The 8,869-nt window shown below is 61.8% G+C and carries 2 protein-coding genes and 5 pseudogenes; 5 read left to right on the top strand and 2 right to left on the bottom strand.

All coding sequences use genetic code 11. The annotated features are described in order from the left end of the window. Nucleotides 1–312 precede the first annotated feature (312 nt). Nucleotides 313–1,443: pseudogene (locus tag AB4Y42_RS43235) on the bottom strand (IS110 family transposase). A gap of 287 nt (nucleotides 1,444–1,730) precedes the next feature. After that, nucleotides 1,731–2,132, bottom strand: a complete 402-nt coding sequence (locus AB4Y42_RS43230; protein ID WP_368692198.1) for a transposase DNA-binding-containing protein — start codon at nucleotides 2,130–2,132, stop codon at nucleotides 1,731–1,733. 124 nt (nucleotides 2,133–2,256) lie between these two features. Here AB4Y42_RS43230 and AB4Y42_RS43225 point away from each other — a divergent pair. From AB4Y42_RS43225 to AB4Y42_RS43205, 5 genes and pseudogenes are all read left to right on the top strand, one after another. After that, nucleotides 2,257–2,466 (top strand): annotated as a pseudogene (locus AB4Y42_RS43225) (IS3 family transposase); the annotation flags it as partial. Between the two features lie 812 nt (nucleotides 2,467–3,278). Continuing rightward, nucleotides 3,279–4,763, top strand: a pseudogene (gene xdhA, locus AB4Y42_RS43220) (xanthine dehydrogenase small subunit); the annotation flags it as partial. Nucleotides 4,764–4,856: 93 nt separating this feature from the next. Next, a complete protein-coding gene (gene xdhB / locus AB4Y42_RS43215; RefSeq protein WP_368692205.1) occupies nucleotides 4,857–7,244 on the top strand; it encodes a xanthine dehydrogenase molybdopterin binding subunit in 2,388 nt (795 codons plus the stop codon). A gap of 32 nt (nucleotides 7,245–7,276) precedes the next feature. Next, a pseudogene (locus AB4Y42_RS43210) lies at nucleotides 7,277–7,718 on the top strand (integrase); the annotation flags it as partial. Between the two features lie 58 nt (nucleotides 7,719–7,776). Further along, nucleotides 7,777–8,088, top strand: a pseudogene (locus tag AB4Y42_RS43205) (IS6 family transposase); the annotation flags it as partial. Nucleotides 8,089–8,869: the final 781 nt, after the last annotated feature.

Raw genomic sequence — 8,869 nt, 5'->3', positions numbered from 1 at the left:
TGCGGTAACCAACCCGCGGATATCAGTGTGACCCACCGTCGAGACGTACTGCTACGTCGCCCTCAGGAAATTCAGATGCACCAAACCCGAGAACCGATCGAGATTGACACAGAAAGTCATATCAGTCCATTCGGCCGTAGCGGACATTGCGGGCCACTCGGTTGTACGTCAGCAATGTGGCCAATTGCTGACAGTTGCCGCTGAGCACCCCGACGTCAGCTTCCTGCATCAGCGAACTCACACTTCCGAGCCGTTGCAGTCGCTCGAACCGCCGCGACAACTGCGGCAGGTAACGTGCCCCTATGTGATTCGTCAAGCATTAGGGGCGGATTTCGGTTGATAGAAGGTGGCATCACGCAGCATGGCGAACAGCACGTCGCAGCGACGTCTGGCGAGAGCAATGAGCGCCTGATTGTGGCGCTTGCCCTGCTGGACCTTGCGAGCGTAATAGTCCTTGGAGACCGGGTCCCGTAAGGCGGCAAAGGCAGAGAGGAAGAGCGCTCTCTTGAGCACCTTGTTGCCTCGTCTGGACGGGTGTTCGCCACGGAGGAACCAGAGCGTCGTGTCACCGGCGCAAGGCCGGCGTAGGCGGCAAGATGCGCGGCTGAGGCGAAGGCTTTGTGAGCGACTTCAGTGAGGAGTCTGGCGGCGGTCCTGACGCCGACTCCCGGCATACTGGTCAGGACCGGCCAAAGAGGGTGTGCATGCACCAAGCATTCCATTTCGCTGGCAACTTCGTCGCGTTGCTTACGCAAGGCGGCGAGCTGCTGGGCCAAACGTGGCATGACGATGGTCGCGGCCTGCGTGCCGGGCACGACCACAGCTTCGCCTGAACGATTTCGGCCGCGAGGCTTTTGCCCATGCGGGGTGCGAGTTTGGTGAGGCGGTTAGCAAGAGTCTTCTCGCTGGCGGCCGCAAGTTCGGCGCGCGACGGATATCGCTCGAGCAGGTCAAGCACGGCCGGATGGTCGAGGCGCGGTCCCAGAACCCGCTCCAGAGCGGGATGAATCTGGGTGAGCAGGCCGCGAATACGGTTGCTGGTCTGCGTGATTTGCGCGGCGAGATCGTCATCGAAGCCGCACAGCATGGTGAGTTCAGCGAGTTGCTCATCAGCCAATCGAAGCGAGCGCAGTGTATGCGGCATCGAGCGGGCGGCTTCTGCAATGATGGCGGCATCGCGGGCGTCGGTCTTGGCTTCACCGGCATGCAGATCGGCGATGCGGCGCATGGCCAGACCCGGCAGATAGGCGACCAGGACACCTTCATCACGGCCAGCGCGCTGACGGTGGCGGGCTGATCGACGACGAACAGAAGTTGGCCGTGCGCCTTGAGTTCGGAGATGAGCGCGCGCAGTTTGGCCTCATCGTTGGGCAGCGCTTTGTTGTACAGGCGCTTTCCATTCCGATCGAGAGCGACGGCATGATGGTGGCCTTTGCTGCGCAGCTGATGACGATGACAGGGAAGCGGTGACCGTGATAAAGCGACTTTCTTTTCTTCATCGCTTCATTCTACCCCCGCTCCTGCGTCAACCTGACAGAGCCCATCGTAGACATCGCCTTCGCGATCGCTCACGCCGATGACTTGCGTATGCGGACAGTGTATCTTGAGTATGCCCAGCTGCTCGATACCTTCGAGCCATTTCGCGCTCTCTTTCTCTTGTACGCTTCGTTGTCCGCGCAGATGTTTCTTACCCAACTCCTCCGGCCTACGTATCCACGTCTTCAGGCCGATCACGCCGAGTGGCAGTCCCTCAGGCGTGAGCGCAAGCAGCCTGTATAACCACGAACGTGTGGATCGGAGCCATATCCCAGACCTTCGGTTGCCCGCAAATGAGACAAATTGAACTCAGTGGTGTCCTGAACCGCAAGTACGATCGGCACCTGCTGCATGCGACAAAGCGTTTGGCCGATGTGCGCGCTCAGCACGCCATCGACATCCACCTGTGGGTTATCGAAAAACCGATAAGCCGCCTTCAGTTCAGAAGCATTGAACGATTGCGGAAAAGAGCAATGCGGACTCGTCGAAAGCCTACGCGGCAGCATCACGAGCCGTCTGGTCAGGCGAGCGTCGCCAAGTTCGGCAGCACCAAACTCTTCACTTGCCCAGTCATCGAGATCAGGGGTGTGCGACAACGCCCGGCATCACGGATCATGAACGGCTCCAAAGTTAACATCCGCTGTCTTCGTTTACAGGCCATCCCATCGCAGAATTACGAACAATTTGCGGGTAATTCCGAGGGAAAACCCGGGGCAGTTCAACTGCTTCGACAACGCACCGATTGAGTCGTTCTGGGGTACATTCAAAAGTGAGCTGGTCTATCATCGACGCTTCGCCACACGCGAAGAGGCACGGCGAGCCATCACCGAATACATTGAGATCCTCTTTAACAGGCAACGCAGGCAGGATCGACTTGGCTACCTGTCACCTGTGCCATTCACGCAGCGATACCATCTGAATCAGGTCGCTGGTCAACCCGTTGGCGTCCACGCGTTCCGATCGACTACCTCACTTGTCAGATTTTCGACAATGTCGGGAAGAAGCCAAGGTATTGCCAAGTGATCGCGTTGTCCTGCATGACTTTTTTGGTTTGGCACGACACTTGCGGCATCTCGATCACGCTAGCCTCCACGAGGAAAATTCATGGTTCGACTCACCAATCCCCCGCGCAACCTCGCCTACGGCCACGCTTGTCGGTTGCCGCAGAGGTGATGCGCGCTATCTGGCACAGAGCCAACGGCATATCTTCCGCCCGCTGACGTGGATCGCCACCAATTGACCAGAGTCTGCGCGCCGGGCCGCTGCAAAGGGCGCAAATATCGCATGCGTAGGACCGGCGCCGTTCGGAAGTTTACTGACGCATACGTACCGAGGACGGGCACAACACGGGCGCAGACGGCCAATCATCATTTTTCGGGTCGCTTGTTTCGCATGATTGTGATCCACCAATCTGCAAACCATGCATATTCGGTCGCGGCACCTGCTTTCGAGAGCGATGGCTTAAAAACTTCAAATACTCGTACGACCTCAATGCAATTCCCTTCCACCAAACCACAACCTTAGACGCCGCAGTAGAGAGTGAATTGTGCGTAGTAGGAACAGCAGCTCTTGTGAGACAGACTCTGCTCGATCAGTTGGAAGAGGCGGGGCCAACTATCTTCTTTGCCAGCTCGCGTTTGGGAATCTGCATGCCTCATTTTGCACGGCTATGACCATTGAATCCGAATTGATGAGCCGAATTGCATGAATACGATTGTCCCGAAGTCCGCTTTTGCGGCCCCATGCGTAACGCCCGCCCGATCCGCACTGTCTTCCGATTCGCCATGACAACGCAAACCATCCGCTTCTATCACCAAGGGGCCGTCCGCGAGGTCGCGGGCGTTCCGGCGACGCGCACCGTGCTGACGCACCTGCGCGAGGACTTACACTGCACCGGCACCAAGGAGGGCTGCGCGGAAGGCGATTGCGGCGCGTGCACGGTCGTGATCGGTGAACTCGACGCGCGTGGCGAACTCACGCTGAAGGCGGTCAACGCCTGCATCCAGTTCCTGCCCACGCTCGACGGCCGCGCCCTCTTCACAGTCGAAGACCTGCGCGCCGCGACCGGCGCGCTGCATCCGGTGCAGCAGGCGCTGGTCGATTGTCACGGTTCACAATGCGGCTTCTGCACGCCCGGCTTTGTGATGTCGATGTGGGCGCTGTACGAGAACCAGCCCGCCAGTGCCGGCCTGCCGACCCGCGACGAAATCGACGCCGCGTTATCCGGCAATCTGTGCCGCTGCACAGGCTACCGGCCGATCATCGATGCTGCACAGAGGATGTTCGACTATGTGCAGCATCCGCGCGTCGCGCTCGATCGCGATGCGATCGCGGCCACGCTGCGCACACTGCAACGCAAGGACACGTTCGAATACAGCGCGCCCGACACCCGCGGCCCCACATTCGGCTCGCCGACCTTCCACGCCCCGCGCACGCTCGAGGCGTTCGCGACGCTGCGCATGCAGCATCCGGACGCGCGCATCATCGCGGGCAGCACCGACGTCGGCTTTTGGGTCACCAAGCAGTTGCGCGATCTCGGCGACCTGCTGTACATCGGCAACGTCGCCGAGTTGAAAGCGATCGCGCGCGACGCGCATACGCTGACCATCGGCGCGGCGGTCACGCTCGAAGACGCGTACGCGGCGCTCACCGCCGACTACCCTGAGCTCGCCGAACTTTGGACGCGCTTCGCATCGCTGCCGATCCGCAATGCGGGCACGCTCGGGGGCAACGTCGCGAACGGCTCGCCGATCGGCGATTCGATGCCGGCACTGCTCGCGCTGGGCGCCGACGTCGAGCTGCGCCGCGATCGCAGGACCCGCACGCTGCCGCTCGACGCGTTCTACCTCGGCTATCAGAAGACCGCGCTCGCGCCCGGCGAATTCGTCAGCGCGCTGCGCGTGCCGCGCCCGGGCGGCGCGCTACGGTTTCGCACCTACAAGGTCGCGAAACGTTACGACCAGGACATCTCGGCGGTGTGCGCGGCGTTCGCGCTGCACGTCGCGGAAGACGGCACGATCCGCACGGCGCGCGTCGCGTTCGGCGGCATGGCGGCGACACCGAAGCGCGCCACCCACACTGAAGCCTTGCTCAACGGCGCCGCGTGGAACGACGAGACCGTCCGTCTCGCGATGGACGCGCTCGCCGCCGATTACCAGCCGCTCACCGACATGCGCGCGTCGCGTGCGTATCGGCTGAAGGTCGCGCGCAATCTGCTGTGGCGCTTCCGTCTCGAAACGCGCGCCGACGCGCCGCTCGCGTCTCTGCGACGTCAACACAATCGCGTTCGCGGCGAACGCAGCCGCGAAACAGTCGCCGTGATGAACCGGACGGATGCCTTTGTCGAACGCGCGGCCGAGCGTGCCGATCAACGCCATGCGACGCCTAACGATGGCGAGAGCGGCGCGTCAATCGGTGTGCCGTTGCCACACGAATCCGCCGCGCTGCACGTAAGCGGCGAAGCGACCTACACCGACGACATCGCCGAGCTGCACGGCACGCTGCACGCGGCCCTTGGCCTGTCGCGCCATGCGCATGCGCGCATCGTGAAGTTAGACCTCGACGCGGTCCGAAACGCGCCCGGCGTCATAGCGGTGCTGTGCGCCGACGATATCCCCGGCGAAAACAATAGCGGCCAATTAGTGCACGACGACCCGATCCTCGCTGACGGCGAAGTGCTGTACCTAGGTCAGCCGGTCTTCGCGGTGATTGCAGAGAGCCACGAACTTGCCCGCCGCGCCGCCACGCTGGCGAAAAGCGACGACGTGATCCAATATGAGCCGCTCGACGCGATCCTCACCGCAGCCGATGCTAAAGCCGCGAATCAGTTCGTGCAGCCGCCGCTGCATCTGCGGCGTGGTGACCCCAACGCGAAGATCGCCGCCGCACCGCATCGGCTCGCCGGTAGGTTCGAGGTCGGCGGCCAGGAGCATTTCTATCTCGAAGGCCAGATCGCCTATGCGGTGCCGCAGGAGATGGACGGCATGCTTGTCTACAGCTCGACGCAGCATCCGAGCGAAAACCAGCAGGTCGTCGCGGATATGCTCGGCTGGCCCGCACATAACGTCGTGTGCGAATGCCGGCGCATGGGCGGCGGCTTCGGCGGCAAGGAATCGCAGTCGGCGCTGTTCGCGTGCGTGGCTGCGCTTGCGGCGCAACGCCTGCATCGGCCGGTCAAGCTGCGCGCCGATCGCGACGACGACTTTCTGATCACCGGCAAGCGCCACGACGCCGTGTACGAATACGAAGCGGGCTTCGACGATCGGGGCCGACTGCTCGGCGTGCGCGTCGAAATCGCATTGCGCGCCGGCTATTCCACCGATCTGTCCGGCGCGGTCGCAACGCGCGCGGTGTGGCACTTCGACAACGCGTACTACCTGTCCGACGTCGATATCGTCGCGCTGTGCTGCAAAACCAATACGCAGTCGAACACCGCGTTTCGGGGCTTCGGCGTACCGCAGGCCGCGCTCATGATGGAGGTGTTGCTCGACGGCATCGCGCGCGAGTTGCGGCTCGATCCGCTCGACGTGCGGCTCGCGAATTACTACGGCATAGGCGAACGCGATACGACGCCGTACGGACAACGCGTCGAAGATAACATCCTCGCGCCACTGACCGACGCGCTGCTCGATTCGAGCGACTACCGCGCGCGTCGCGCGGCGGTCGCCGAATTCAACGCAAAGAGTCCCGTGCTCAAACGCGGCCTCGCGTTTTCGCCGGTCAAGTTCGGCATCTCGTTCAACGTGGCGTTCCTGAATCAAGCCGGCGCGCTCGTGCACGTATACAAAGACGGTTCCGTGCTCGTCAATCATGGCGGCATCGAGATGGGCCAAGGGCTCAACACGAAAGTCGCGCAGGTGGTCGCGAATCAGTTCGGCTTGCCGTTATCGCGCATACGGGTGACCGCAACCGATACCTCAAAAATCGCCAACACCTCCGCTACCTCGGCCTCGACAGGCAGCGACCTGAACGGCATGGCCGCCGAAGCCGCCGCGCAGACGATCCGCGCGCGCCTGGCTGAACTCGCGGCGCGTCAGCTCGGCGGCGACGCCAACGACGTGCAGTTCGCGCGCGGCAGCGTCTCGGTGAACGGCAACGCGCTGACGTTCGAACAGCTGATCAACGCCGCGTATCTGGCGCGCGTGCAATTGTGGTCGGACGGCTTCTACGCGACGCCGAAAGTGCATTGTGATGCGGAGACGCTGACCGGTCGTCCGTTATATTACTTCGCGTATGGCGGGGCGGTGTCGGAGGTGGTCGTCGATACGCTGACCGGCGAGTCGAGGCTCGTACGCGCGGACGTGCTGCACGACGCGGGCCGATCGATCAATCCGGCGATCGATCTCGGCCAGATCGAAGGCGGCTTCATTCAGGGCATGGGCTGGCTCACCACCGAGGAACTCTGGTGGAACCGCGACGGCCGCCTGATGACGCACGCGCCGTCGACATACAAGATTCCCGCGCTCAGCGACACGCCCGCTGCGTTCCACGTGCGGCTCTACGACAACAGCAACGCGGAGCCGACCGTGTTCCGCTCGAAGGCTGTAGGCGAGCCGCCGTTCCTGCTGTCGCTCTCGGTGTTTCTCGCGATTCGCGACGCGATCGCGGCCGCGGTGCCGGGCTCGCAACATGCTCCGTCATTGCGTGCGCCGGCGACGCCCGAGGCGATACTCGACGCGCTGGACGCATTGAGCGCTTCGAATGCGTAGCACGACGCGGAGAGATCGGCGCTGTCACGTGCGGCCTACAAGCATAATTCCTGCAGCAGTGCCGCCAAGTGGGCCTGACTGCGGTGGACTATCCGTTCAATACGGCACGCCAGGCGATTCGCTCCCTCTCAGCGTGCGTGAAGGCGGAGCTGGCTACGCAGCTTCGGTACTGCTGCACGCGCGGCTGGCGCCTCGCACCTCAAAGGCTTGCCTCGCCCCGAGGATCAGGCAGGCGCGCCACCGGCAAGCCGCCCCTATCAGGTCGTCGAACTCGATGGTCACAAGCTCGACATCCGGCTCAAGGTAGTCGTGTCCGATCCGCTGGGCTTGAAGCACGAGTTCGAAATCGAGCGGGTCTGGCTGCTTGTCATCATCGACGTCTGCACGCGCGCCGTGCTCGGCTACCACCTTGTGCTCGCTCGTGAGTACAGCCGCTACGACGTCATCGAGAGCATCGAGAAGGCGCTTGAACCGGATCTGTCGCAATAAGGCGGTCTGCTATGCTGACGGGCCTTAATGCGTGACTTGATCGATGACCGAGAAGCTGAGTCCGGCCGTGGCAAAAGTACTCAAACGGTTGCATTACCCGCTAGACGTAATGTTGCTGTGCGTTCGATGGTACGTGGCCTATGCGCTGAGCCTGCGTCATCTCGAACGGATGATGGCCGAGCGCGGGGTTGCGGTCGATCATTCGACGGTTCATCGTTGGGCACTCAAACTGTTGCCGGTCCTGGAGAAGGCGTTTCGACAGTGCAAACGGACAGTGGGCAGGAGCTGGAGGATGGACGAGACCTACATTCGAATCAGGGGTGAGTGGCGCTATCTCTACCGGGCTGTCGACAAGCGTAGACCGCAATAATTCTGACACCGTCGCGCCATTAAAAGTGTCATCCATTGAAAGGCGTGGATCAAGAGATAAATACTCTTCTCTCAGGCTTTACCCTGCTTAGCTGAAACAGTCTCAGCCCCTACCACGTCGACGCGCATGAGCATGCGTCCGGTTTTTCGTTCGCTTGGGTTGCAGAACTGGTCTGCACCAGTCATCCATCGGCATCAAGGCAAAGGCCGGTGTTCTGGTATTCGCCCGTGGCTCATGAAGAGCCCCAGAAAACCATCGGTACCAGACCGGTGTCCACGGGAGTATTCACCAATGATCGGCTTGCTGCGTTAGCAGTGCCAGGCTCATATCGGCTCATGGTCTGGGCATCCCAGCGGTCGCTGATTGGGGGCGGCGGGAGCGCGTGGCCCAATCACTAGACTGGGTTCACGCCAACACTTTTACCGGGCTCACGGCCCCGCCGGATCTAACCAAAGTATTTGGTCACCTCGAATGGTTTGCCATCTCGCAACATGTAGAACGCGGCACGGGCGAGCTTGTGCGCGAGAGCCTTCATAGCGACCACGGGCATGCGCCGGGCTTTCTTGCGCTCATAAAAGCGTCTCGCCTGCGGACAGCTGCGCATGGCAACAGCGGCAGCTTCAATGAAGGCCCAGGAGATGCGTATTTCGGGGAAGTTGAACGCCCGTTTCGGTGAAGTCGAACAGGCCAGGAGGGAGGTGCTGCGTAGTGCTTAGATTGTACTGCGAGTGTTCGAGATCAGGCTACTTTTTGATCAGGCGCGTTC

Source organism: Paraburkholderia sp. EG286B (assembly GCF_040965655.1).
In the GTDB taxonomy this organism is placed as follows: domain Bacteria; phylum Pseudomonadota; class Gammaproteobacteria; order Burkholderiales; family Burkholderiaceae; genus Paraburkholderia.
The sequence above is the reverse complement of the archived record's forward strand: the minus strand, read 5'-3'. Positions and strand labels throughout refer to the sequence as shown.

Excerpts from the sequence above, each read along its gene's own strand:
- xdhB (WP_368692205.1), top strand. The coding sequence starts at position 4,857 with ATGAACCGGACGGATGCCTTTGTCGAACGCGCGGCCGAGCGTGCCGAT.